This window comes from Pseudomonas sp. SWI7 (assembly GCF_006351945.1).
In the GTDB taxonomy this organism is placed as follows: Bacteria; Pseudomonadota; Gammaproteobacteria; order Pseudomonadales; family Pseudomonadaceae; genus Aquipseudomonas; species Aquipseudomonas fulva.
Window position 1 is genome coordinate 2645204 of the sequence record NZ_CP040930.1, and the last position, 24273, is coordinate 2669476.

At 62.6% G+C, this 24273-nt stretch carries 23 protein-coding genes; 16 read left to right on the plus strand and 7 right to left on the minus strand.

Translation table 11 applies throughout. The features are described 5' to 3' along the window. Positions 1-142: 142 nt before the first annotated feature. Genes FH041_RS12175 through FH041_RS12190 form a run of 4 tightly spaced genes read left to right on the plus strand, consistent with a single transcriptional unit; the run spans position 143 to position 1806 of the window. A complete protein-coding gene (locus FH041_RS12175) occupies positions 143-637 on the plus strand; it encodes a DUF6231 family protein (protein ID WP_027915329.1) in 495 nt (164 codons plus the stop codon). A gap of 2 nt (positions 638-639) precedes the next feature. Then, positions 640-1116 (plus strand): YchJ family protein, encoded by a 477-nt coding sequence (locus FH041_RS12180; RefSeq protein WP_140174666.1) that lies wholly within the window; start codon positions 640-642, stop codon positions 1114-1116. Between the two features lie 2 nt (positions 1117-1118). Beyond that, complete coding sequence (locus FH041_RS12185) at positions 1119-1595, plus strand: LEA type 2 family protein (RefSeq protein ID WP_027915331.1); 477 nt, start codon at positions 1119-1121, stop codon at positions 1593-1595. A 7-nt stretch (positions 1596-1602) separates the two neighbouring features. Continuing rightward, positions 1603-1806, plus strand: a complete 204-nt coding sequence (locus tag FH041_RS12190) for an SEC-C metal-binding domain-containing protein (protein ID WP_027915332.1) — start codon at positions 1603-1605, stop codon at positions 1804-1806. Positions 1807-1843: 37 nt separating this feature from the next. On the opposite strand, the gene FH041_RS12195 is transcribed toward FH041_RS12190, so the two are convergent. Next, complete coding sequence (locus FH041_RS12195; protein WP_028687597.1) at positions 1844-3061, minus strand: MFS transporter; 1218 nt, start codon at positions 3059-3061, stop codon at positions 1844-1846. Positions 3062-3192: 131 nt separating this feature from the next. On the opposite strand from FH041_RS12195, the gene FH041_RS12200 reads away from it, so the two are divergent. The 7 genes from FH041_RS12200 to pdeM all read left to right on the plus strand — a co-directional run bounded on the left by FH041_RS12200 (position 3193) and on the right by pdeM (position 14419). After that, positions 3193-4533 (plus strand): PLP-dependent aminotransferase family protein, encoded by a 1341-nt coding sequence (locus FH041_RS12200; RefSeq protein WP_140174668.1) that lies wholly within the window; start codon positions 3193-3195, stop codon positions 4531-4533. A gap of 190 nt (positions 4534-4723) precedes the next feature. Beyond that, positions 4724-7165 (plus strand): penicillin acylase family protein, encoded by a 2442-nt coding sequence (locus FH041_RS12205; protein WP_132579007.1) that lies wholly within the window; start codon positions 4724-4726, stop codon positions 7163-7165. A gap of 114 nt (positions 7166-7279) precedes the next feature. Continuing rightward, positions 7280-8296, plus strand: coding sequence for a ligase-associated DNA damage response exonuclease (locus tag FH041_RS12210; protein ID WP_023535285.1), 1017 nt, complete (start codon positions 7280-7282; stop codon positions 8294-8296). Further along, positions 8293-9951 carry an ATP-dependent DNA ligase gene (locus tag FH041_RS12215; RefSeq protein WP_140174670.1) on the plus strand — a complete coding sequence of 553 codons (1659 nt, stop codon included), beginning with the start codon at positions 8293-8295 and terminating at the stop codon, positions 9949-9951. Before FH041_RS12210 ends, FH041_RS12215 begins: the two co-directional genes overlap by 4 nt. Positions 9952-10066: 115 nt before the next feature. Beyond that, a complete protein-coding gene (locus FH041_RS12220) occupies positions 10067-11182 on the plus strand; it encodes a succinylglutamate desuccinylase/aspartoacylase family protein (RefSeq protein ID WP_110607324.1) in 1116 nt (371 codons plus the stop codon). 65 nt (positions 11183-11247) lie between these two features. Beyond that, on the plus strand, positions 11248-13692 hold the full coding sequence (locus FH041_RS12225) for a ligase-associated DNA damage response DEXH box helicase (protein WP_028687594.1): 2445 nt from the start codon (positions 11248-11250) through the stop codon (positions 13690-13692). Between the two features lie 73 nt (positions 13693-13765). Then, positions 13766-14419: a ligase-associated DNA damage response endonuclease PdeM gene (gene pdeM, locus FH041_RS12230; RefSeq protein WP_027915339.1), complete on the plus strand. Its 654-nt coding sequence runs from the start codon at positions 13766-13768 to the stop codon at positions 14417-14419. Between the two features lie 6 nt (positions 14420-14425). On the opposite strand, the gene FH041_RS12235 is transcribed toward pdeM, so the two are convergent. After that, positions 14426-14650, minus strand: a complete 225-nt coding sequence (locus FH041_RS12235; RefSeq protein WP_027915340.1) for a hypothetical protein — start codon at positions 14648-14650, stop codon at positions 14426-14428. 95 nt (positions 14651-14745) lie between these two features. Next, on the minus strand, positions 14746-15312 hold the full coding sequence (gene dcd / locus FH041_RS12240) for a dCTP deaminase (protein WP_023535255.1): 567 nt from the start codon (positions 15310-15312) through the stop codon (positions 14746-14748). A gap of 348 nt (positions 15313-15660) precedes the next feature. On the opposite strand from dcd, the gene FH041_RS12245 reads away from it, so the two are divergent. Then, positions 15661-15870, plus strand: coding sequence for a cold-shock protein (locus FH041_RS12245; protein WP_016488765.1), 210 nt, complete (start codon positions 15661-15663; stop codon positions 15868-15870). 183 nt (positions 15871-16053) lie between these two features. Here the strand turns inward: FH041_RS12245 and apbC are convergent, their stop codons facing one another. Beyond that, entirely contained in the window at positions 16054-17148 is a 1095-nt protein-coding gene (gene apbC / locus FH041_RS12250) for an iron-sulfur cluster carrier protein ApbC (RefSeq protein ID WP_027915341.1), read from the minus strand. A 157-nt stretch (positions 17149-17305) separates the two neighbouring features. Here apbC and metG point away from each other — a divergent pair, with 157 nt between their 5' ends. From metG to FH041_RS22805, 3 genes are all read left to right on the plus strand, one after another. Next, a complete protein-coding gene (metG, locus tag FH041_RS12255; protein WP_027915342.1) occupies positions 17306-19348 on the plus strand; it encodes a methionine--tRNA ligase in 2043 nt (680 codons plus the stop codon). A 126-nt stretch (positions 19349-19474) separates the two neighbouring features. Further along, the gene (nth, locus tag FH041_RS12260; protein WP_028687592.1) at positions 19475-20113 is read left to right on the plus strand and encodes an endonuclease III; all 639 of its coding nucleotides are present in this window, start codon (positions 19475-19477) and stop codon (positions 20111-20113) included. A 102-nt stretch (positions 20114-20215) separates the two neighbouring features. Continuing rightward, positions 20216-20392, plus strand: coding sequence for a PA3496 family putative envelope integrity protein (locus FH041_RS22805; protein WP_027915344.1), 177 nt, complete (start codon positions 20216-20218; stop codon positions 20390-20392). 108 nt (positions 20393-20500) lie between these two features. On the opposite strand, the gene FH041_RS12265 is transcribed toward FH041_RS22805, so the two are convergent. Next, positions 20501-21124: a response regulator transcription factor gene (locus tag FH041_RS12265; RefSeq protein ID WP_023535252.1), complete on the minus strand. Its 624-nt coding sequence runs from the start codon at positions 21122-21124 to the stop codon at positions 20501-20503. 338 nt (positions 21125-21462) lie between these two features. On the opposite strand from FH041_RS12265, the gene FH041_RS12270 reads away from it, so the two are divergent. Further along, positions 21463-21915 carry a hypothetical protein gene (locus tag FH041_RS12270; RefSeq protein ID WP_140174672.1) on the plus strand — a complete coding sequence of 151 codons (453 nt, stop codon included), beginning with the start codon at positions 21463-21465 and terminating at the stop codon, positions 21913-21915. A 50-nt stretch (positions 21916-21965) separates the two neighbouring features. Here FH041_RS12270 and FH041_RS12275 read toward each other — a convergent pair whose 3' ends face one another. Next, positions 21966-23183: an argininosuccinate synthase gene (locus FH041_RS12275; protein WP_023535267.1), complete on the minus strand. Its 1218-nt coding sequence runs from the start codon at positions 23181-23183 to the stop codon at positions 21966-21968. A 121-nt stretch (positions 23184-23304) separates the two neighbouring features. Next, entirely contained in the window at positions 23305-24270 is a 966-nt protein-coding gene (locus tag FH041_RS12280) for an OmpA family protein (RefSeq protein WP_049696462.1), read from the minus strand. Between the last annotated feature and the right edge of the window lie 3 nt (positions 24271-24273).

Here is a 24273-nt window from a genome sequence, read left to right on the forward strand (position 1 = left end):
GGGGGATCGGCATCGTGGCCGATCAGGGCAGTAAAGACGCTGCTTGCACAGCCTGCCAGCCATTTGCCATGACCGGATGCCACGGCCCTATGCCGACAGGCTCTGGCCCGATAGTCTTGGCTGATCTTGATGAGGACTGGCAATGACCGACGGTTTTTCCCAACGCACACCGCAGCAGGCGCTTGCCGCCTTGCTCGAGCGCGTGTCCCCGCAACGCCTGTTGCTGGTGGGCACGCGGTTCCCGGCACTTGACGCCTTCCTGCAGGCCCACCCACAAGCGAGCCTGGCGTGCGCGCCGCCGGGCCCGCTGCCGGCTGAACTGGCAGCCCAGCGCTTCGACCTGGCGCTTCTGGTCGATTGCCTGGAACACCTGCCCAAGCGCAACGGGTTGGAACTGCTGGGTGGCATTCGCAATCTCAACGCCAGTCGAGTCGCAGTGCTGGCCGACCTGGCCGCCTGCGGCTGGCAAGACACGGACTTCTTCGCCCTGGCCCTGTCGGCCAGTGAGAAGTTTCAACGCGACCAGCAGGTGCTGAGCCTGTTCACCTATGATCTACATGACTACAAGCAGGTCCCTGACTGGCTGAATGCGCGGTTCTGGGCCAACCCTGAAAACTTCGGCAAATACTGGTGGTGATGATGAGTGTTTCGGTCTGTCCATGCGGCAGTGGCAACGTGCTCGACGCCTGCTGCGGGCATTACCACGCCGGCACGCCTGCACCGGACGCCCAAGCCCTGATGCGCTCACGCTACAGCGCCTATGTGCTGGGGCTGGTCGATTACCTGGTGGCGACCACCCTGCCAGCCCAACAGGCCGGCCTTGATCGCGCCGCCATGGCCGCCTGGAGTGCCCAGAGCATCTGGCTGGGCCTGGAAGTGGAAGATGCCGAGCTGATCGGTGGCCAGCCTGAACACGGCTTCGTCACCTTCACTGCCCGCTGGCACGACCAGGACGGTGATCACCAGCACCGCGAGCGCTCAGCCTTCGTGCAGCACGATGGCCGCTGGTACTTCATCGACCCCACCGTTGGCCTGAACGCCACGCGCAACGATCCCTGCCCTTGCCAAAGCGGGCAGAAATTCAAGAAATGCTGCGCCAGCTATGTGGGTGGCTGAGCATGATGACCCGCCTGCGTGTCCTGCTGCCTGCCTTGTTGGTGATGCTCCTGGCCGGCTGCGTCAGCTGGGGTGGTGAGCCATGGCGGCAACCGGAGATCCACCTGGTCAGGGTGGAAACGGTCAAGGCCCGCCTGCTGCAACAGGAATTCGTGCTCCACGTGCGGGTGGAAAACCCCAACGACAGCCGCCTGTTCATCCGCAACCTGTCCTATGCCCTGCGGTTGAACGATGTGCTGCTGGCAGAAGACGAAGCCAGCCTGTGGCGCAGTGTTGGCGGGCACGACCAGCGCACCTTCAAGATCACCGCCCGAACCAACCTGTGGCAGCGCCTCAAGCCCTTGGCCAAGATGCTCAAGAGTCACCAGCCTTTGAAGTACACGCTCAAGGCCGAACTGGGCACCGGCCTGTTGATCCATCGGAACCTGCACTTGTTGCGCGGTGGTGAGATAATGCCCGGCGATCATTACCTGGAGTAACCCTGCAATGTCCCAACAGCCTCACGTTCACGGCCCTGACTGCGACCACGACCACGATCATCACCATGATCACGGCCACGGCCACGTCCACGGGCCGCACTGCAACCACGGTCACCAGGAGCCGGTGCGCAACGCCCTCAAGGATGTTGGCCGCAACGACCCGTGCCCCTGCGGCAGCGAAAAGAAATTCAAGAAGTGCCACGGCGCCTGATAGCCGCCCCGCCGTTTGACAGCACTGCGCCTGTCCGTTAGCGCGGGCGCGGTGCGGTCTGCAGCCCGGGCGCCGAGGTGCCTGGCTTGGCTGGCAACCGAAGCGCGGTGGCCAGCAACAGCCCCAGGCACAGCACCATGCATAGACCGTTGGTGCCCGTCCAGCCTGCGGTGTCCAGCAACAAGGATGGCGTAAAGGCGCCGAGGGTGGCACACACGGCGATGGCCAGGTCATTCTTGCCCTGCAGGCGCATCGCCCCCGGGCTATCTTGCAATGCCTGCGCCAGCAGCGCCCCCCCGCCCACGTAGGTCAGGTTCCAGCCCAGGCCCAGGGCTATCAGTGCCGCCGTCATCACGGCATAACTGCTAGACCCCATGTTCAAGGCCGTGCTCACCACGAACAGGCCCAACCCGGCACAGATCGTCACCTTGATGCCCAACCGTTGAATGATGCTGCCAGTGAAGAACGAAGGCGCAAACATCGCCACGACATGCCACTGGATGGCCATGCGCACGTCGGAGAAGTCCTGGTGCATACCTTTCATGTGCAGCGAAGCCTGGATCATCAACAGGTTCATGATGCCGTACCCCAGCGCTGCCACGCTCATCGCCATCACCAGCACCCTGCGTGACGCAAGCTGCCCTACCTCGCACGCTCGCAGGTCCTGCTGCGGGCGATTGACCGGTTTCTCTTTAGGCAAGCAAAGGGCTATCAACCACGACACGAGCGCCAGGCCGACAAAGGCGGCGTAGCACAGCGAGAACAGCGGATACCCACCCACATCCCTGAGCCAACCGGTCAAGGCCGGCCCCACCACTGCCGCGATCACTCCGCCTGCCACCACCAGTGAGAGCGCCCGCGCTTTGAGGTGTTGCGTCAGGTTGTCGGTAGCGGCAAACCGGTTGAAGTTGGCGAACGCGATATACACCCCCAATGCGCAGTGGCTGAGTATCAGGGCAACAAAGTGCTGGTGCTGCACGGCCAGGAACCCGCTGACGCCGGACAGGGCCAAGGGTAGAGCACCCAGCATGAACGCGCGCCGACGACCGATGCGCCCCATCAGCCACGACACCGGGTAGGTCGCCAGCATCACGCAGAGAAACTGAAACCCGTAGGGCACCGTTGACCACGCAGGATCGGGCGCCAGAGCAGCACCGACCAGGGCCGCCATGGTCACGGACATCACAGCCGTGGTGAGGTTGACCGACTGCGCAATGAAATACAGGTAGGTGCGTGCTGGCAGGGTTTCGGTCATGGCGTGCTCGCTGATGATGCAGGAATGGAATGCGCCGAAGCTTCTCACTGATCGGCCGAGCACGGGCGAACAGTCGACGCGGTTTCCAGCTAACTGTTAGGCTGTTTTTTCTAACACTGGCGGACCCGTCGATGCGTGCTGACACTCTGCTTCATCAACTCCGGCAGCGTCTGGCTGCCAGCGAATGGCTGCCAGGGCAACGCATGCCGTCGATTCGCAAGCTCACGGCCAGCACGGGTGCGACCTACCACGAGGTCGTGTCCAGCTATGGGCGCCTGGTCAGCGAAGGGCTGTTGACGGCCGTGCCAGGGCGTGGCTATTTCGTGGCCGGCACCGCTCGGCCGCCAGCCAGAGACGAGGCACCTGGGCATATGGCCGGGGACGCGCTGTTCAAACTGCTGCAAGGCGGCCAGCACTACACCAAGCTCGGCTGCGGTTGGCTGCCCCCTGCCTGGCGCGACACCGAGCTGCTGGCCAAGGCTGTGCGTCGCACGGCGCGCCTGGAACAAAGCTCGCTGGCCGATTACGGCGACATCCAGGGTTACCTGCCCATGCGCAAGCAGCTGTGCGTGCACCTGCGGCGCATGACCCAGATCGATGTAGGTCCACAGCAATTACTCAGCACATTGGGCGCCACCCAGGCCCTGGACCTGGTGGCCCGTCTGCTGATCGCCCCTGGCGACCACGTGTTCGTCGACGAGCCCTGCAACGGTAACCTGATCAAGCTGATCCAGCTGGCCGGCGGGCACGTGATCGGCATCCGTCGGCTGCAAGACGGCACGGACCTTGAGGACATGCAGCGGCACCTGGTCCAGCACAAGGTCAAGGCATTCTTCTGCAACAGCACATTCCACAACCCCACCGGCAGCAACGTCAGCCCGCACAATGCCTTCGGCGTGCTGAGACTGGCGATCGAACACGGCTTCTACATCGTCGAAGACGATGTCTATGGCGACTTCAGCCCGGGTGTACGCCAGACCTTCGCCGGCTTGGACAACCTGCAGCAGGTCATCTATATCGGCAGTTTCTCCAAATGCCTGTCCGCCTCGCTACGCGTGGGCTACATCGCTTGCCCGGCTGCACTGGTCGAACCGCTCATGCGCCTGAAACTGCTCACCTGCGTGGCGGTGCCTGCGTTCTGCGAGCGCTTCGTCAACACCATCCTCACCGACGGCACCTACGCCAGGCACATGAGCGATCTGCAGCAACGCCTGATTCGACAGCAGGTTCAGACCCAGCGCACGCTGACAGACCGCGGTTGGCGCTTCGATATCACGCCCCAAGGCGGCATGTTTCTGTGGGTCCATCACCCCGATATCGCCGACCTGCATCCTTTCGTGCGCCAACTCGAACAGCACGATGTGCTGCTCATGCCTGGCGAATCCTTTGCGATCACACGTAACTATGTGCAGTACACCCGCATCAACTGCACGCACTTTTCCGACGCCATGGCTGAGCATTTCGAGGTTTGACCCGCTGCAAGGCGCGCTTGGGTACCCCAGCGTCATGGCCACGGATTGGCAAATTGCCGACAGAGTCCTGCCACTCATCCACCGCTGGGGCAGTGTGCCGAAATAAAGCCGGGGCAGGCCTTGCACCCAGGCGGCCTGCTCACTACCTTAGCGCCTTTCCATACCCGCTACGCCTTGCAGGAGCCTTGCCATGGCCGCCCCCGCCCTTTTCTTTTTCCGCCCGCGCGCTGCAACGGCTGCCCTGCTGCTCGGTTCACTTGGCCTGGCCGGTTGCCAGACCACCGCCCAACAGGACAGCCTGCCGCCGTCCAGCGGCGTGCAGCCGCTCAAGGGCCTGGCCCAGAACGTGTCGGTCAGGCGCAATGCCATGGGCGCTCCGCTGATCGAGAGCAGCTCGTTCCATGACGCGCTCTTCACCTTGGGGTACGTGCATGCCGGGGACCGGATCGAGCAGATGGTCGCCATGCGGTTGCTCGCCCAAGGGCGCATGGCTGAAGTGGCCGGCCGTGATGCACTGGATATCGACCGCTTGATGCGGGCGGCCAACCTCAAGCAAAGCGCGGCGCAGCTGTACGCCGACGCATCGCCACGGCTCAAGCGCTTCTTCGACGTCTATGCGCGCGGGGTCAACGCCTACCTGTTCCGCTACCGCGACAAGCTGCCAGCGGACCTGGCCAACAGCGGCTACCGCCCCGAGTACTGGAAGCCCGAAGACTGCGCGCTGATGTTTTCGCTGTATGCCTTCAGTCAGTCGGTCAACCTGCAAGAAGAGATCAGTGCATTGACCCTGGCGCAGAAAGTCGGCAGCGACAAGCTGGCCTGGCTGCTACCCGGTGCCGCCGACGAACCGCTTCCCGAAGGCGAAGCAGCCAAGCTCAAGGGCCTGGACCTTGCCAGTCAGTTGCCGGGGTTGTCTGCCCTGGCAGCTGCCAGTCAAAAACTGGGCGACCTTGATCTGCTGGGCAGTCCCGGTTCGGCCAACCTGGCCATCGGCCCGCAACGCAGCCGCAGCGGCAAGAGCCTGCTGGCCAGCGACAGCCGTGCAGCCTGGGCGCTGAGCCCGGTGCAGATCCACTCCAGCAAGTACCAAGTGGCCGGCCTGTCGCTGCCGGGCCTGCCGATCGTGCTGGCTGGCTACAACGGCCAGCTGGCCTGGACCAGCAGCGCGGTGATGGCCGACAACCAGGACCTGTTCCTGGAAAAGCTGCGCCACCAGGGCAATCAGGTCAGTTACCTGGCGGACGGCAAATGGGTTGCAGCCAGGGCGCACACCGAGACCTTCCTGGTGCGCGGCGAGCGCCCAGTGCGCGAAGTGATGCACGACACGCGCCATGGCACGCTACTTGGCCAGTCGGGCAATGCCAGCCTGGGCCTTGCACTGAACCTGCCGCAGTTCAAGGGCGATCGCAGCCTTGATGCACTGTTCGACCTGACCCGCGCCAAGACCGTGGAGCGCGCATTCGACAGCACCCGTGATGTCACGGCTGCGGCGCTGAACTTCGTCTTCGCCGAAGCATCGCACATTGGCTGGCAGGTGAGCGGGCGCTACCCCAATCGCCGAGAAGGCCAAGGCCTGTTGCCTTCGCCGGGGTGGGACGGGCGCTATGACTGGGATGGCTATGCCGACCCCATGCTGCACCCATATGATCAGGACCCGACCGCTGGCTGGATCGGCCACGCCAACCAGCGCAGCCTGCCGCGCGGCTACGGCATGCAGCTGTCGAGCAGTTGGTACTACCCGGAGCGTGCCGAGCGCCTGGGCCAGCTCGCCGGCAGTGGCCGCCTTGATAGTCGCAGCCTGATGGCGCTGCAGAACGACCAGGTCACCTTGTTGGCCGGCAAGCTCAAGCAGATGTTCGAAGCGCCAGGCATGGCAGGCCCGCTGCAGCAGGCCATCAATGCCTTGCCCGCCGATCAGCGCGAAAAGGCCCGTACGGCGCTGGCTAGGCTCAAGGCATTCGATGGTCGCTTGAGCCCAGTGTCGGCAGATGCTGCGCTGTACGCCCTGTTCCTCCAGGCTGTCGCCCGTCAGATATTCCTCGATGACTTGGGACCGGAAGCGGGAGCGGCCTGGCAGGCATTGGTCAGCAATGCACGCTTGTCGTTCTCGGCACAGGCCGATCACCTGCTGGGCCGGGATGACAGCCCGTTCTGGGACGACCGCAGTACGCCACAGAAGGAAGACAAACCCGCCATCCTGGCCCGCAGCCTGGTCGCGGCAATGGACACGGGCATCGCCCAACTGGGCACCGACCGCAGCGCCTGGCAATGGGGCAAACTGCACCAATACCAATGGCCTGCACCGGCCTACCATGGGCTGGGTGATGCCATCAGCCGCCCTGCGCAGCCTGCAGGCGGCGACTTCAGCACGCTTGCCTTCACCCCCTACGCCTGGGGAAGCGACTTCGTCACCCGCCTGCCGGCATCGGCGCGGCTGATCGTGGACTTCAGCCAGGCTGAACCCCTCCAGGTGCTGACCAGCAGCGGCCAGTCCGGCAATCCGGCCAGCCCACATTACGGGGATGGCCTTGAGGCCTGGTTCAAGGGCCGCTTCGCTGTCATGCCCCTTGCGCCTCAGCACTTCGCGCGTGCCTATGGCACCCAGCGCCTGACCCTGGTACCGGGCAAGTAGAAACGGCCGGCGGCGTGCAGCGCTTGCGGCGGTCAAGGGGTGAAGAAACCACCGGTCGAACTTCCCCTGGCCGCTGCGGCTCCTAACTGGTAACTCCCTACCAGTGCGTGTGCCATGGACCTCGTCATCGCTCGACCCGAAGGCCTGTACTGCCCGCCCGGCGATTTCTACATCGATCCCTGGCGGCCGGTAGACCGTGCCGTGATCACCCATGGTCACGGTGACCACTCGCGTTCCGGCAATCGCCACTACCTCACCGCAGACCCGGGCGCCGGCATCCTGCGCAGCCGCCTGGGCATGGACATCAATTTGCAGACCCTGCCCTACGGCGAGCGCCTGTTGCACCACGGCGTGACCTTGAGCCTGCACCCTGCCGGGCATGTGCTGGGGTCGGCGCAGGTGCGCCTGGAGTATCAAGGCGAGGTGTGGGTGGCGTCGGGCGACTACAAGGTCGAGCCCGACGGCACCTGCGCGCCGTTCGAGCCCGTACGCTGCCATACCTTCATCACCGAATCGACGTTTGGCCTGCCCATCTACCGTTGGCCGACCCAGGCGGATGTGTTCGCCGGGATCAACGCCTGGTGGCGGGCCAACAGCGAACAGGGCAAGGCCAGCGTGCTGTTCTGCTACGCCTTCGGCAAGGCGCAGCGCATCCTGCATGGCCTGGACCCCAGCATCGGCTCGATTCTGGTGCACGGCGCCGTCGAGCCGCTGAACAGGGTGTATCGCGAAGCGGGCGTGTATTTACCTGAAACCCGCTATGCCGGCGATATTGCACGCAACGACCCGCTATTGCGCACCGCCCTGGTGATGGCCCCGCCGTCCGCTGGCGGCAGCAGCTGGATGCGACGCTTCGGCGATTACAGCGACGCGTTCGCCAGTGGCTGGATGCTGCTGCGCGGCACCCGGCGCAGACGCGGTGTGGACCGGGGCTTCGTGCTCTCGGACCACGCCGATTGGCCTGGGCTGCTGTGGGCCATCGGCCAGACCGGCGCCGAACGGGTCATGGTCACCCATGGATCGGTGGGCGTGCTGGTGCGCTACCTGAATGAACAGGGGCTCGACGCCCGCGCATTCGTTACCGAATACGGTGAGGAAGATGACGCTACAGCTGGGGAGACGGGCGCATGAAAGCCTTCGCCGAACTGTACCTGCGCCTCGATGGCACCACCTCCAGCAATGCCAAGCTCCAGGCCCTGCGTGAATACTTCGCCAGCGCACCGGCCCAGGACGCCGCCTGGGCGGTGTATTTCCTGGCTGGCGGGCGGCCGCGTCAATTGGTACCCACTCGGGTACTGCGCGAACTGGCCGGCGCGATGGCAGGGCTGCCGGACTGGCTGTTCGAGGAAAGCTACCAGGCGGTAGGCGACCTGGCCGAGACCATTTCGCTGCTGCTGCCCGACACCCAGGAGGGCGATGACGAAGGCCTGGCGCACTGGGTCGAAAGCTACTTGCTGCCGTTGCGCGGCCTGCCCCCGGAAGAGCTCCAGCAACGTCTGCCACCTTTGTGGGCACGGCTGGATCGCCCCAGCCTGATGCTGTGCCTGAAGCTGATCACCGGCAGTTTCCGCGTCGGCGTATCGAAGCTGCTGGTCACGCGTGCCCTGGCCCAGTTGGCGGAGCTGGATGCCAAGCGGATAGCCCAGCGGCTGGTCGGGTATACCGACATCAGCCACCGGCCAACCGCCGAGCGCTACCTTCAACTGATCGCGCCCGAATCTGCCGATGAGCATAGCCAGCGTGGTGGGCAGCCGTATCCGTTCTTTCTCGCGCACCCACTGCAAGCCCCGGTCGAACAGTTCGATACGCTGCTCGGGCCACCCAGCGCTTGGCAAATCGAATGGAAGTGGGATGGCATCCGGGCACAGGTGGTCAAGCGCGACGGGCAGTTGTGGGTCTGGTCGCGCGGCGAGGAGCTGGTCACCGAACGTTTTCCCGAGTTGCAGAGCCTGGCCCAGACCCTGCCCGATGGCGTGGTGCTCGATGGCGAGATCCTGGTCTGGAAAGCGAGCGATGCCAAGGCAGAGGCGTCCGTGCAGCCCTTTGCCGTGCTGCAGCAGCGCCTGGGTCGCAAGACCTTGGGCAAGAAATTGCTGAGCGATGCCCCGGTGGTGTTGCAGGCCTATGACTTGCTGGAGTGGCAAGGCGAGGACTGGCGCAGTCGCCCGCAGCATGAACGGCGCGCGCAGCTCGAGCGCGTGCTTGAGGCCTCCCCACTGGCACCTGTATTGCTCTCCCCACTGCTCGAAGGGCCCGATTGGGCGGACCTTGCCCGGCAGCGGGAGCAGTCACGCAGCCTGGGCGTGGAAGGCATGATGCTCAAGCAGCGCGAGGCCCTGTATGGCGTTGGCCGCACCAAGGACATGGGCACCTGGTGGAAGTGGAAGATCGACCCGTTCAGCGTCGATGCCGTGCTGATCTACGCCCAGCGGGGTCACGGACGGCGCGCCAGTTTGTACAGCGACTACACCTTCGCGGTCTGGGACAGCCCTGCCGGCACCCCGGACCGCACGCTGATCCCCTTCGCCAAGGCCTATTCCGGCCTGACCGACGAGGAGATGCGCAAGGTCGATGCCATCGTGCGCAAGACCACCCAGGAAACCTTCGGCCCAGTGCGCAGCGTCACGCCTACGCTGGTGTTCGAGCTGGGCTTTGAAGGCATCGCCCTGTCCAAGCGCCACAAGAGCGGCATTGCCGTGCGCTTTCCGCGCATGTTGCGCTGGCGTCTGGACAAGCCTGTCGAGGAGGCTGACGACTTGGCGACCTTGCAGGCCTTGCTGGCCTGATCGGGATCGCAGGTGGCGGCGAGGGGCTGGCGTGAGGCGCTGGCGGCGAAACTGTGCTTTCATCTGAAGGCTCAACCCGTGCCCCAGACCGTACAGCCCCGTATTCAGGACCATCATGCACCACTCGACCCACGACATTCTTTCCCCTGTTCCTGGGGTAACCCGCCAACTGCACAGTTTTCACTTCGGGCCACGCAGTGGTCGCAAGGTGTACATCCAGGCCTCGCTGCATGCCGACGAATTGCCCGGCATGCTGGTGGCCTGGCACCTCAAGCGCCAGTTGCTGGAACTGGACCAGCAAGGCCGCCTGCAGTGCGAGGTTATCCTGGTGCCGGTCGCCAACCCAGTGGGCCTTGAGCAGGTGCTGCTCGACGCCCCGCTGGGCCGGTTCGAGTTGCAAAGTGGCGAGAACTTCAACCGCAATTTCGTCGACCTGTCAGACACCATCGGTGATCAGGTCGAGGCCCACCTGACCCAGGACCCGCTCCACAACCAGGCACTGATCCGCGAATACCTGCGCCGCGGCCTGGATGCCCATCCGGCACGTACCCCCCTGCAAGCGCAGCGCCTGATCCTGCAGCGCCTGGCGTGCGATGCCGACCTAGTTCTGGACCTGCACTGCGACTTCGAGGCCGTCGAACACCTCTACACCACTCCAGACGCCTGGCCGCAGTTCGAGCCCTTGGCCCGTTACCTGGGTGTCCAGGCCAGCCTATTGGCGACTGATTCGGGCGGGCAGTCATTTGACGAGTGCTTCAGCCTGCTGTGGTGGCAACTGCAACAGCGCTTTGGCAAACGCTTCCCCATCCCGGCGGGCACGTGTTCGGTCACCCTCGAACTGCGCGGTCAGGCTGATGTGAGCCATGACCTGGCGCGTCAGGACTGCCAGGCCATTCTCGACTTCCTGACCCATGCTGGCGTTATCCAGGGCCATGCCCCTGCCCTGCCGCCCTTGCGCTGGCCAGCCACGCCACTGGCTGCTGTGGAGCCGATCACGGCTGCGGCGGGCGGGTTGCTGGTGTACCACGCCAAGCCAGGGCAGTACCTGGAGGCAGGTCAACTGATTGCCGAGGTCATCGACCCGCTCAGTGATCGCGTTATACCCCTGCGCAACAGCCAGCCTGGACTGCTGTATGCGCGCAGTGTGCGGCGCATGGCCACGGCAGGCATGGTGATCGCCCATGTGGCCGGCGAGCAGGTGTGCCGCAGCGGCAATCTGCTGGCCAACTGACAAGTAAACCAATACCTTGCAGCGGTGGTCTTTAGAAGCACAGCCTTCGAGGGACTGCCTGCCTGATGCCCACCACCACCGATCTTGCCAATGCCTGGTTCGCTCAACGCGGCTGGAAGCCGTTCGCTTTCCAGCGCAAGGTGTGGGCCGCCGTCGAGCGGGGGGAGTCAGGCCTGCTTTATGCCAATACCGGCGCTGGCAAGACGTATGCGGTCTGGCTGGCGGCCCTGCGGGCATTCAAGGCCCAGGCCCAGGGGCGTCACGCGGCGCCACTCCAGGTCATCTGGATCACCCCCATGCGCGCCCTGGCAGCCGATACGGCTCGGGCGCTGCAGGCGCCTATCGACGAGATGGGCCTGCCCTGGAGCGTTGGCGTGCGCAGCGGCGACACGGGCAGCGCCGAGCGCGCACGCCAGGCCCGGCGCATGCCCAGCGTGCTGGTCACCACACCTGAAAGCCTGACGCTGCTGCTGACCCGAGCCCAGGCCAGCAATGACTTCGCGACGCTGCGCATGGTGGTGGTCGATGAGTGGCACGAGCTGCTCGGCAACAAGCGGGGGGTTCAGCTGCAACTGGCGTTGGCCCGCCTGCGCCGTTGGCACCCTGGCCTGCCGACCTGGGGGTTGTCGGCCACCCTCGGCAACCTGCAGCATGCCCTGGACGTGTTGCTGCCCCAAGGTGGTCAGCTGGTGCGCGGGCGCCAGGACAAGGTGCTGCAGGTCGATACCCTGGTGCCCGAGCACATCGAGCGCTTCCCATGGGCGGGGCATATCGGCCTGAAAATGTTGAAGCAGGTGAGCCGGGAAATCGACGCCAGCAGCAGTTGCCTGGTCTTCACCAACACCCGGGCGCAGGCCGAACTCTGGTACCAGGCCCTGCTCGAAGAGCGCCCCGACTGGGCGGGCCTGATTGCGTTGCATCACGCCAGCCTGGCACGTGACACCCGCGACTGGGTCGAGCGCAGCCTCAAGGAAGGCACGCTCAAAGCCGTCGTCTGTACATCGAGCCTGGACCTGGGCGTGGACTTCCTGCCGGTCGAGCGCGTCCTGCAGATCGGTTCGGCAAAAGGGATCGCCCGTTTGATGCAGCGCGCAGGGCGTTCCGGGCATGCGCCTGGGCGGCGCTCGCGCATCACCCTTGTGCCCACCCACAGCCTGGAGCTGGTGGAAGCCGCCGCCATGCGTCAGGCCCTGGCGGCAGGCCACCTGGAGGGCCGCCGGTCGCCGCGCCTGTGCATGGATGTACTGGTTCAGCACCTGGTCAGCATGGCCCTGGGCAGCGGGTTCGATCCGCAGCAACTGCTCGCTGAAGTGCGCAGCACCTGGGCCTTTGCCGACCTGCGCGACAGCCAGTGGCAATGGGCACTGGACTTCGTTTGCCATGGCGGCAGCTCGCTCAGCGCCTACCCCGACTATCAACGTGTTGAAATGCACCCCGACGGCTTGTACCGGGTTGCCAGTGAGCGCTTGGCGCGCCGCCATCGGATGGGCATCGGCACCATTGTCAGTGACGCTTCGCTGCACCTGAAATACTGGAGCAAAGGCGGTGGCGGCAAGAACCTAGGCAGCGTGGAAGAGGCGTTCATCTCACGCTTGAGGCCCGGGGACACCTTCGTGTTCGCCGGCCGCGTGCTGGAGCTGGTTCGCGTGGAAAACATGACCGCCTATGTACGCCGCAGCAACGCGCGAAAGGCGGCGGTGGCCCGCTGGAACGGCGGGCGCATGCCACTTTCCAGCGAACTGGCCGACGCTGTGGTGCAACAACTTGACGCCGCCGCGCACGGGCGCTTCGATAGCCCTGAAATGCGCGCAGTAAGGCCATTGCTCACGGTACAAGCCCAATGGTCGGCGCTGCCGACGACAGGGACCCTGCTTGCAGAGACGTTCAAGTCCAGGCAGGGCTGGCACCTGTTCGTGTACCCCTTTGCCGGGCGCATGGCCAACATGGGGCTGGCCAACCTGATTGCCTGGCGTGTCAGCCGCGAGCAACCGCTGTCGGTTTCCATCGCCGTCAACGACTATGGCTTCGAGCTGCTTAGCCCTGGACCGGTGGATTGGGCCAGCTACCTGCCCCGGGCGTTGAGTACCGAAGATCTATTGGAGGATGTGCTTGCCAGCCTCAATGCCGGGGAAATGGCATTGAGGCGGTTCCGGGAAATCGCCCAGATCGCAGGGCTCGTATTCGGTGGCTATCCTGCGGCGCAAAAGAGCATGCGCCAGATCCAGGCCTCAAGCGGGCTGTTCTACGAGGTCTTCCGCAAGCACGATGCAGGCAACCTGCTGCTGGGCCAGGCACGTGATGAGGTACTGAGTGAAGAATTGGAAATCGATCGGCTTCGGGGCCAGCTACTGAAGCTGACCGACCTCAGGCTGGACTTGCGCGTGATGGAGCGCACCGGGCCGCTGGCGTTCGCGCTGCTGGTCGAAGGACTGCGTGAAACCCTCAGCACGGAAAAACTGGCCGACCGCATTGCGCGGATGGTGGCGGAATTGGAGAGCATTGCAGGTTGAACCCGATAACGACCAAACGCATTCATGGGGCAGCGGTTATCTCGCTTGCCATCGACGGCCTGGCGATCCACACATGACGACACATTGCGCCATCGAACTGGCCGGGCAGAAACTCTGGCTGCTTCCGGACAAAGCCGTGTATTGGCCGGCCCGCAAGGCCTTGCTGCTGGCCGATGTGCACATCGGCAAGGCGGCGAGCTACAGGGCCTTGCACCAACCCGTTCCCAGAGGCACTACCGAAGCCACCTTGGCCCGGCTCGACACACTGCTTGCCGAACATGAGTGCGAGCAACTGATCGTGCTGGGTGATTTCCTGCATGCCCGTACTGCGCGGGCGCCGGCTACGCTGGCCCGGGTGCAAGCCTGGCGAGCACGTCACCCCGGGTTGAGCATCGTGCTGATACGCGGCAACCATGACCGCAACGCAGGGGATCCACCCGTGGAGCTGGGGATCGACGTGGTGGATGAACCTTATGTGGTGGAGCCGTTTGCCCTGCAACACGAACCCAAGGAGCATCCGACGCTCACGGTGCTTTCAGGGCACGTCCACCCGGTCTTCGTATTGCGCGGCAGGGCCCGCCAACGGCTTCGCCTACCGTGCTTTTTGATCGACGAACACGTCAGCCTGTTGCCAGCTTTCGGGGAGTTCACGGGCGGTTGGGAAATCGAGCCCGCCAGCACCAGCCAGGTCTATCTGGCGGGCGCCGGCCGGGTATGGCCGCTATGAGATGCGTCAGGCCACGGGCGCCGGAGGCGGCTCATCGGGAAGGGTAGGCTCACCGGGTTCCATGGGCGTATCACCCGGCTGGCCGGGCTGCGGCGTGTCCGGATCGGGCTGCCCTGGCACACCGCCAGCATTCATCGGCAATGGGTCAGCCAGCAGTGACCAGGACAGCAGCCCGATGTGATTGGGCTGCAAGCCAGCCAACTTCGCACTGATCGTTGGGTGGAGTTTCATTGGCACCTCCTGACAACAGCCGACCCGCTTTATGCAAATCGGCAGGGTTACAGGTTGGAGTGTCAAAAGGCAGTGAAATTCCCAACGCCTGTCGGTCAGGTACGTGGCAGGGTGACGCCACGCTGGCCCTGATACTTGCCGCCGCGGTCCCGGTAGGACACTTCACATGGCTCGTCCGACTGCAGGAACAGCATCTGCGCCACCCCTTCGTTGGCGTAGATCTTGGCCGGCAACGTGGTGGTGTTGGAGAACTCCAGCGTCACGTGGCCTTCCCATTCGGGCTCCAGCGGGGTCACGTTGACGATGATGCCGCAACGCGCATAGGTGCTCTTGCCCAGGCAGATGGTCAGCACGTCGCGCGGGATGCGGAAGTACTCCACGGTGCGTGCCAGTGCAAAGGAGTTGGGCGGGATGATGCACACGTCGCTCTTGATGTCGACGAAGCTGCCGGCATCGAAGTTCTTCGGGTCGACGGTGGCCGAGTTGATATTGGTGAAGACCTTGAATTCGTCGGCGCAGCGCACGTCGTAGCCGTAGCTCGAAACGCCGAAAGAGATGACCCGGTTATCCTGTTCGCCACGCACCTGGCGCTCGACGAACGGCTCGATCATGCCGTGTTCCTGCGCCATGCGGCGAATCCACTTGTCCGATTTGATGCTCATGGCGGGATGTCCTGAAGAGTCTGCAAGGTAAAGATAGACGCGCATCTTACCGGTCCCGGCGCGCTCTTCAAAGTTCCATCCGGCGTTTGCCGCCCGCTGCCGCTACAGTGCCCGCAAGGCGTGGCTTGCAGCTGCCGTCGATCTCTTTTCGGGTAAAGAGGCGTCTGGCCATTGGCAGCTTGGGCAAAGTGGGGTAAGGTGTTGCCACTGTGCTGCACGTGACACCGAGAATCTCTAGTTTGATGCACGATCCTGATCGGCCCATCGCTGAATTTTCTGCTCTCTTTGCGCTCAGTCCCGGGCGGGGTTTTTCCTGACCGAAATCAAATTGTCCAAGGAGACAGAAAAATGTCCAATCGTCAAAGCGGTACCGTCAAGTGGTTCAACGATGAGAAAGGCTACGGCTTCATCACCCCTCAGTCGGGCGACGACCTGTTCGTGCACTTCAAAGCCATCCAAGCTGACGGCTTCAAAACCCTGAAAGAAGGCCAGGCTGTTACTTTCGTCGCTACCCGCGGCCAGAAAGGTATGCAGGCTGAAGAAGTTCAGATCGCCTAAGTCGATCGAGCTTTCTAGCTTTCAAAAAAACCCGCTTCGGCGGGTTTTTTTTATGCCTGTCATTTCGCCAGAAGGCGCCAGAGCATGCTGGCCGTGGTCAAGGCTCCCGTTAAACATGGATCGGCCTCCAACAACCACGGCCCGTCAGCACGAGCGACTCACCGAGCCGCCCTCCGATCTTGATCAGTCTTCGCTGATAGTGATGCTCGGCATCGCTGGCGCTGCCGCTTCACGCAGTACGATACGCGCCCCTACTTTGCGTGCCAGCTCCTGGTACACCATGGCGATCTGGCTCTCGGGCTCGGCGATAGCCGTAGGCTTGCCGTTGTCGGCCTGCTCGCGAATCAACATCGAAAGCGGCAACGAAGCCAGCAGATCGACGCCGTACTGGCTGGCGAGTTTCTCACCGCCACCTTCGCCGAACAGGTGCTCAGCATGGCCGCAATTGGAGCAGATGTGTACGGCCATGTTCTCGACCACGCCCAACACCGGTATGTTGACCTTGCGGAACATTTCCACGCCTTTTCTGGCATCGAGCAGCGCCAGGTCCTGCGGCGTGGTCACGATGACCGAACCTGCAACCGGCACTTTCTGCGCCAGCGTCAGCTGGATGTCGCCAGTGCCAGGCGGCATGTCGATGACCAGGTAATCGAGATCATTCCACGCCGTCTGGGTTACCAACTGCAGCAGCGCACCCGAAACCATGGGGCCGCGCCAGACCATGGGGGTATTGTCATCGGTCAGGAATGCCATCGACATCACTTCGACCCCATGGGCCTGGATAGGCACGAACCATTTCTGATCACGAATCTGCGGCCGAGTACCTTCGGGGATGCCGAACATCACACCTTGGCTGGGGCCATAGATATCCGCATCGAGAATGCCAACGCGCGCACCCTCGCGGGCCAGTGCCAGCGCCAGATTGGCGGCAGTGGTGGATTTGCCTACACCGCCCTTGCCCGATGCCACGGCGATGACGTTCTTGACGTTGGCCATACCGGGCACCTGAGCCTGGCCCTTGTGGGCCGCGATCACGCACTCGATGTTCACCTGGGCGTGGGTCACCCCCTCAAGGTTACCGATCGCAGTTTCCAGCACCTGCGCCCAGCCTTGCTTGAACAGGCCTGCGGCGTAGCCGAGCTGCATCTGTACGCTGACACGCCCATTCTGGATTTCGATGGCACTCACGCAACCGGCAGTGACCGGATCCTGCTCGAGATAGGGGTCGGTGTACTGGCGAAGCACGGCTTCGATGGCGGCGCGATTGAGGGCACTCATGGACACTCCCGTTGGCAAACTGAATGTAAAACAAGCGCCTATCCTAACCCGTCAATCGTCAGCAGATGCGTACGCGGGGTGAAATATATTCGTCAGCCCTTTATAGTGGCCGATCATCCTTATTTTCACCCGTCGCCAGATAAGTAGCCGAGCCACCATGTCCGAGCCACGTCAGATTCTCGTCACCAGCGCCTTGCCCTATGCCAATGGATCGATCCATCTTGGCCATATGCTCGAGTACATCCAGACAGACATGTGGGTCCGCTTTCAAAAGCTGCGCGGCAATCAGTGCATCTATGTCTGCGCCGATGATGCACACGGCTCGGCCATCATGCTGCGGGCCGAGAAGGAAGGCATCACGCCAGAGCAACTGATCGCCAACGTACAAGCTGAGCACAGCGCCGACTTTGCTGACTTCCTGGTGGACTTCGATAATTTCCACTCCACCCACAGCGAAGAAAACCGTGAGCTGTCGGGCATGATCTATACCCGACTGCGCGAGGCGGGGCACATCTCTACCCGCTCGGTGACCCAATACTTCGACCCTGAAAAGGGCATGTTCCTGGCAGACCGCTTCATCAAAGGCACCTGCCCGAAGTGCGCGGCCGAAGACCAGTATGGCGATAACTGCGAAAAATGCGGCGCGACCTATGCACCGACCGAATTGAAAGACCCCAAGTCTGCCATTTCAGGTGCTACACCGGTTCTGCGCGACTCCCAGCACTTCTTCTTCAAACTGCCCGACTTCCAGGCCATGCTCCAGCAGTGGACGCGCAGCGGAACGTTGCAGGACGCCGTGGCCAACAAGCTCGCCGAATGGCTGGATGCCGGTCTGCAGGAGTGGGATATCTCCCGCGACGCGCCCTACTTCGGTTTCGAGATCCCTGGCGAGCCTGGCAAGTACTTCTACGTCTGGCTGGACGCGCCAATCGGTTACATGGCGAGCTTCAAGAACCTGTGCGCGCGCCGCCCGGACCTGGACTTCGACGCCTTCTGGAACCAAGGCTCCACCGCCGAGCTTTACCACTTCATCGGCAAGGACATCGTCAACTTCCACGCCCTGTTCTGGCCCGCCATGCTCGAAGGTGCGGGCTTGCGCAAGCCGACCGCGGTCAACGTGCACGGCTACCTCACCGTCAACGGTGCGAAGATGTCCAAGTCGCGGGGCACGTTCATCAAGGCCCGTACCTACCTCGACCATCTGCAACCCGAATACCTGCGCTACTACTACGCAGCCAAGCTTGGTCGCGGGGTCGATGACCTGGACCTGAATCTCGAAGACTTCGTGCAGAAGGTCAACTCCGACCTGGTGGGCAAGGTGGTCAACATCGCCAGCCGGTGTGCCGGGTTCATCCACAAAGGCAATGGCGGCGTGATGGTGGCAGGTGATGCGGCGCCAGAGCTGACAGAAGCCTTCCAGGCAGCTGCGCCGTCCATCGCCGAGGCCTACGAGGGCCGCGACTTCGCACGCGCCATGCGCGAGATCATGGCACTGGCCGACCGTGCCAATGCCTGGATCGCCGACAAGGCGCCCTGGTCGCTGGCCAAGCAGGAGGGCAAGCAGGATGAAGTGCAAGCCATTTGCGCTCAGGGCATCAACCTGTTCCGCCAACTGGTGATTTTCCTCAAGCCTGTGCTGCCCGTGCTGGCGGCCGATGCCGAGGCCTTCCTGAATGTCGCACCGTTGACCTGGGACGATCACCGCTCTCGCCTGGAAAATCACACGCTCAACCCGTTCAAGGCCCTGCTCAGCCGCATCGAGCCTGCCAAGGTGCAAGACATGATCGCGGCCAGCAAGGAAGACCTGCTGGCCGCCGAGGAGCCCAAGGCACCTGTGGGTAATGGCGAGCTGCACAAGGACCCGCTGTCGGCGGAAGTCGACTTCGATACCTTTGCCGCTGTCGACCTGCGCGTGGCATTGATCGTCAAGGCCGAAGCCGTACCGGGTGCTGACAAGCTGCTGCAATTGACCCTGGACATCGGTGATGAACGCCGTAACGTTTTCTCCGGCATCAAGTCTGCCTACCCTGATCCCGCCCAGCTCGAAGGCCGGCTGACCATGATGGTCGCCAACCTCAAGCCACGCAAAATGCGTTTTGGCGTCTCTGAAGGGATGGTGATGGCCGCTGGCCCTGGCGGTGAAGAAATCTACTTGCTCAGCCCCGACAGCGGCGCCAAGCCCGGTCAGCGCATCAAGTGACCCACAAGCGGAGCCTGCATTGGGCTCCGCCTTGCGACAATGGCGCGCAGCCACGGGCTGCTGCGCTTTGCCTAGAGCAGGCGCGTCCAAGTGACTGCTCACGTTCTCCAGGAACGCTGCCAATTCATGAATGCCGTCAAACGTCGAGAAATCTTCCGTCGACTGCACGAAGATAACCCGACACCCAAAACCGAGCTGGCTTACACCACACCCTTCGAGCTGCTGGTAGCCGTGACCCTCTCCGCGCAGTCCACCGATGTCGGTGTGAACAAGGCGACAGCGCGACTTTTTCCAGTCGCCAATACCCCTGAGGCTATCTACGCGCTGGGTGTCGACGGACTGAGCCAGTACATCAAGACCATTGGGCTCTACAACAGCAAGGCCAAGAACGTCATCGCGGCCTGTCGTCTGCTCATTGAGCGGCACGGCGGCCAGGTGCCGGACACGCGCGAGGCCCTCGAAGCCTTGCCGGGCGTGGGCCGCAAGACAGCCAACGTAGTGCTCAATACGGCGTTTGGCCAACCGGCGATGGCTGTGGATACCCATATCTTCCGCGTCAGCAATCGCACAGGCATCGCCCCGGGCAAGACGGTGCTGGAGGTGGAAAAAAAACTGCTCAAGTTCGTCCCCAAGGATTACTTGCTCGACGCACACCATTGGCTGATCTTGCATGGCCGCTATGTCTGTCAGGCCCGTAAGCCCAGATGCGGCAGTTGCCGAATCGAGGACCTGTGCGAATACAAGCACAAGACCACTGATGATTGAAGCAATAGTAAAAACACTGCGCTTCGATTGAAAAAATCTTTTTTACCAGCGCTCACTTTATGGTTATAAGGTCGGCCATTGGCCCTTGCCGTGGAGCGACTCATGAGCACTGATAAAGACGACCTCGCGATTGAAGATGATTTTGTGACAGCTGAAGAAGAGGTCGAGCCGCACGTGGAACCGGCGAAAACCAATTTGAGCAAGCGTCGCACCATCGACAATCTGCTGGAAGAACGTCGATTGCAAAAGCAACTGGCCGATTTCGATTACGACCTCTAGGGAGGTGGTCGCTGGCGGGCCTTCGATGGCCCCGTTCCCTCCCCTGACTGCGCCGTTCAGGGCCTCGAATTCGGCGCAGAGCTCCCCTGGAGGAGGCTCTGCATACCATCAGTTCAACCCCTGTCGCTGCGCCAGCTCGATCAGGTCCACCAATGACCGAGCGTTTAGCTTGAGCAGCAGCCGAGACTTGTAGGTACTGACCGTCTTGTTGCTCAAGTACATGCTGTCGGCGATTTCCTTGTTCGAACGGCCCCGCGCCAATTGCTGAAGCACCGTCATCTCCCTTGCCGAAAGGCGATTGACCATTTCCGCTTCACTGCCGCCGCTGCGCCCTCGCGAGGCGTGCAGCGCCTGGTTGGGAAAGTAGCTATAGCCCGATAGCACGGCTTTGATCGCGCTGAGCAGTTCGGTCAGTTCCTGTTGCTTGCACACGTACCCTGCCGCCCCTGCCTGCATGCACCGCATCGAGAAGTTGCCGGGTGCCTGGGAGGTCAGTACGAGCACTTTGCTGCATGGGCTGGAACTGGCCATGCGGCCGATGACTTCGAGGCCGTCGAGCTTGGGTATGCCGATGTCCAGCACGACGATATCGGGAAGATGTTGCCGAGTCAGTTGCAGCGCGGCCACTCCGTTGTCCGTTTCAGCGACGACATCGTACCCATGCCGCTCCATCAGCATGCGTACGGCCAGACGTATCACAGGGTGATCATCCACGATAAGCACTTTGTTCATGCGATATCCATTCATTGCTATTGCATTGGCAGGCTACGATAACCGAGAGAAGAACTCATGGCGCGGCGTTTTCGCCTAGAAACGGACGTACAGACACGGATTACTAAACTTACGGAAGTTTCCTACACACAATATGAAGAGTTGTTACAAGCTAATTATAAAAAAGCGGATAACACTCCCCGGGAGGACAATTCCCGAAACTTTCACATCAACCGCGGACAACGGTTTTCATTAAGCTTCGAACGCTAGCCAGGCGCAGCCGCGGCATGGAAACAGTGCAGGGTTTAGCTGAGCAAGATCCTAGGCTATAGATGTAACGAAAGCGCAGGAGAAGGCCCATGAATCAAGCACAACCCGTTGCTCCGCTGACAATTGTCGCCAACTTTGCTGGGATAATCGAAGCCTCCGCCCTGGCTACCTTGCCTTTTCTCAGCGAAGCCAGCCAGACGCTTTACACGTGGTTCCTGGTTGGTTTTCCCTTCTTTCTTACCGCTTTGTTCTTCCTGACGCTGAACTTCAATTACAAGTCCTTCTATACGCCTGCTGGATCGCGCACTGAAGCTGTGGACAGTGCGCAGAGTGCCCGCAAGATCACCTCCACGACCACGCCAAGCGCAATCGCGCATGGGGAGCCGATGACCTTCATGTTCAGCGGGCCAGAGGCAAGTCAGTTGATGGAAAAGGAGTTGTTGCAAGCGCTCGCACAAGCGCCTGAGCCGGCTCGCACCTGGCAGTTCTGCAATGTGCCGAGGGGCCAGTGTGTCCGGCTTTCAGTCAGCCCGCTGGAGTAAAGACAAAAAACCCGGCACTAGGCCGGGTTCTTGCAGAGCGGCTTGCTGCATCAGAGCAACGAACGGCCCTTGTTCGCAGCGATGCGCATACGCAGCGCATTGAGCTTGATGAAGCCCGCCGCGTCTTCCTGGTTGTAGGCACCGCCGTCTTCTTCGAAGGTGGCGATGTTGGCATCGAACAGCGAGTCGTCGGACTTGCGGCCGACTACGGTAACGTTGCCCTTGTAGAGCTTCAGACGCACGACACCGTTCACATTGACCTGGGAGGCGTCGATCATCTGCTGGAGCATGACGCGCTCCGGGCTCCACCAGTAACCGGTGTAGATCAGGCTGGCGTACTTGGGCATCAGCTCGTCTTTGAGGTGAGCGACTTCGCGGTCCAGGGTGATCGACTCGATGGCGCGGTGCGCCCTGAGCATGATGGTGCCGCCAGGGGTTTCGTAGCAGCCACGCGATTTCATGCCCACGTAGCGGTTTTCGACGATGTCCAGTCGACCGATGCCGTTGGCGCCGCCGATGCGGTTCAAATCAGCCAGGACAGTGGCCGGGCTCTTCTCTACACCGTCGATCGCGACGATGTCGCCGTTGCGGTAGGTCAGTTCCAGGTAGGTTGCCTGGTCCGGGGCGTTTTCGGGCGAAACGCTCCAGCGCCACATGTCTTCTTCGTGCTCGGTCCAGGTATCTTCCAGCACACCGCCTTCATAGGAGATGTGCAGCAGGTTGGCGTCCATCGAGTAAGGGGACTTCTTCTTGCCATGACGCTCGATCGGGATACCGTGCTTCTCGGCGTAGTCCATCAGCTTCTCGCGCGAGAGCAGGTCCCATTCACGCCATGGCGCGATGACCTTGACGCCAGGCTTGAGGGCATAAGCGCCCAGTTCGAACCGAACCTGGTCGTTGCCTTTGCCGGTAGCGCCGTGGGAGATGGCGTCGGCACCGGTTTCGTTGGCGATTTCGATCAGACGCTTGGCGATCAGCGGACGGGCGATGGAAGTACCCAGCAGGTACTCGCCTTCATATACGGTGTTGGCGCGGAACATCGGGAACACGAAATCACGCACGAATTCTTCGCGCAGGTCGTCGATGTAGATCTCTTTGACGCCCATTGCCTGAGCCTTGGCGCGCGCCGGCTCGACCTCTTCGCCCTGCCCCAGGTCGGCGGTGAACGTCACCACTTCGCAGTTGTAGGTATCTTGCAGCCACTTGAGAATCACCGAAGTATCAAGGCCGCCGGAATACGCCAGTACGACCTTTTTTACGTCCGCCATGCCATCACTCCACGGGGTTGTACGGAAAAGGCCCGATTCTAACGGCGTTGAGGCTCAATTTATAGAGGCGCGACAGCTTCTGACGACAAAGCGACAAGAATTGTCGATGGCGCGACGGCCGCTACTTGGCCATGGCGGGTTTGCCTTGGGCCGGCGTCGTGGTACCCGCAGCCTGCGCGGGAGCAGCGGGAGCAGCGGGCGCCTCGGCGACCTTTTGTGTGGGCTGCGCCTGGACAGGGCCTCGCTCTAGCTCGATGTTGACCCGCCGGTTACGGGCCCGATTGCCGGCGTTGTTGTTCTTGGCCAGCGGGTAACGCTCGCCGTGGAAACGCACGGTTATCTGACTTTCAGGCACGCCGTGGGCCATGAGGTAATCGGCGACCGCCAGGGCTCGCCGGCGGGACACGTCGCGGTTGGTCAACCGGTTGCCGCTGTTGTCGGAATGCCCGTCCAAGGCCACCTGATTGACGCTGGGGTCGGCCTTCATGTACTCGAGCAGCACATCCAGTCGGGCCTTGGCAGCCTGATCCAGCACGATGCCGCCACCCGGGAAGCCCACCTGGGTCTGGCGTACCTGGTCGTAGTTCATGGGCAGCAGCTTGCTGGCGCAGGCCTGGTAGTCGCTGTAGGCCTTGGCGAAACTGACCGGCAGTACGCGCACTTCCATTGCCCTGCCCCCCTCCCCGGTGTAATTGCGCACCACGGCGCTGCGGCCATCGAGCAGGCCGTTGATCAACCGACTGGCCTGGCCTTGGGATGAGTTGAACAGCACGCCGGTGCGCGCCATGCGCACATTGCCCAGGTTGATGTCCCCGCGCCCAGGTTGCCAGGGTGCTGCTGCCGCCAGCAAGGTGGCACCGCCGGCGCCGAGCGCATTGGTCTGTGAGCGCAGGCGAAACACCGGTTGCTCACCGGCACGACGCACGAATTCGCCGCTTCCGAAACCGTCTATCGGCTGGGTCAGCCGGCATTCGAACGCGTCGCCCTCCACCGTCCAGGCAATGCTTTCCATGCGCGTCTGAAACGTCAACGCGCCGGCCGGCAAGCTGGCAAACACGATAAACAAGGCTAGGTAACGCTGGCGCACGGC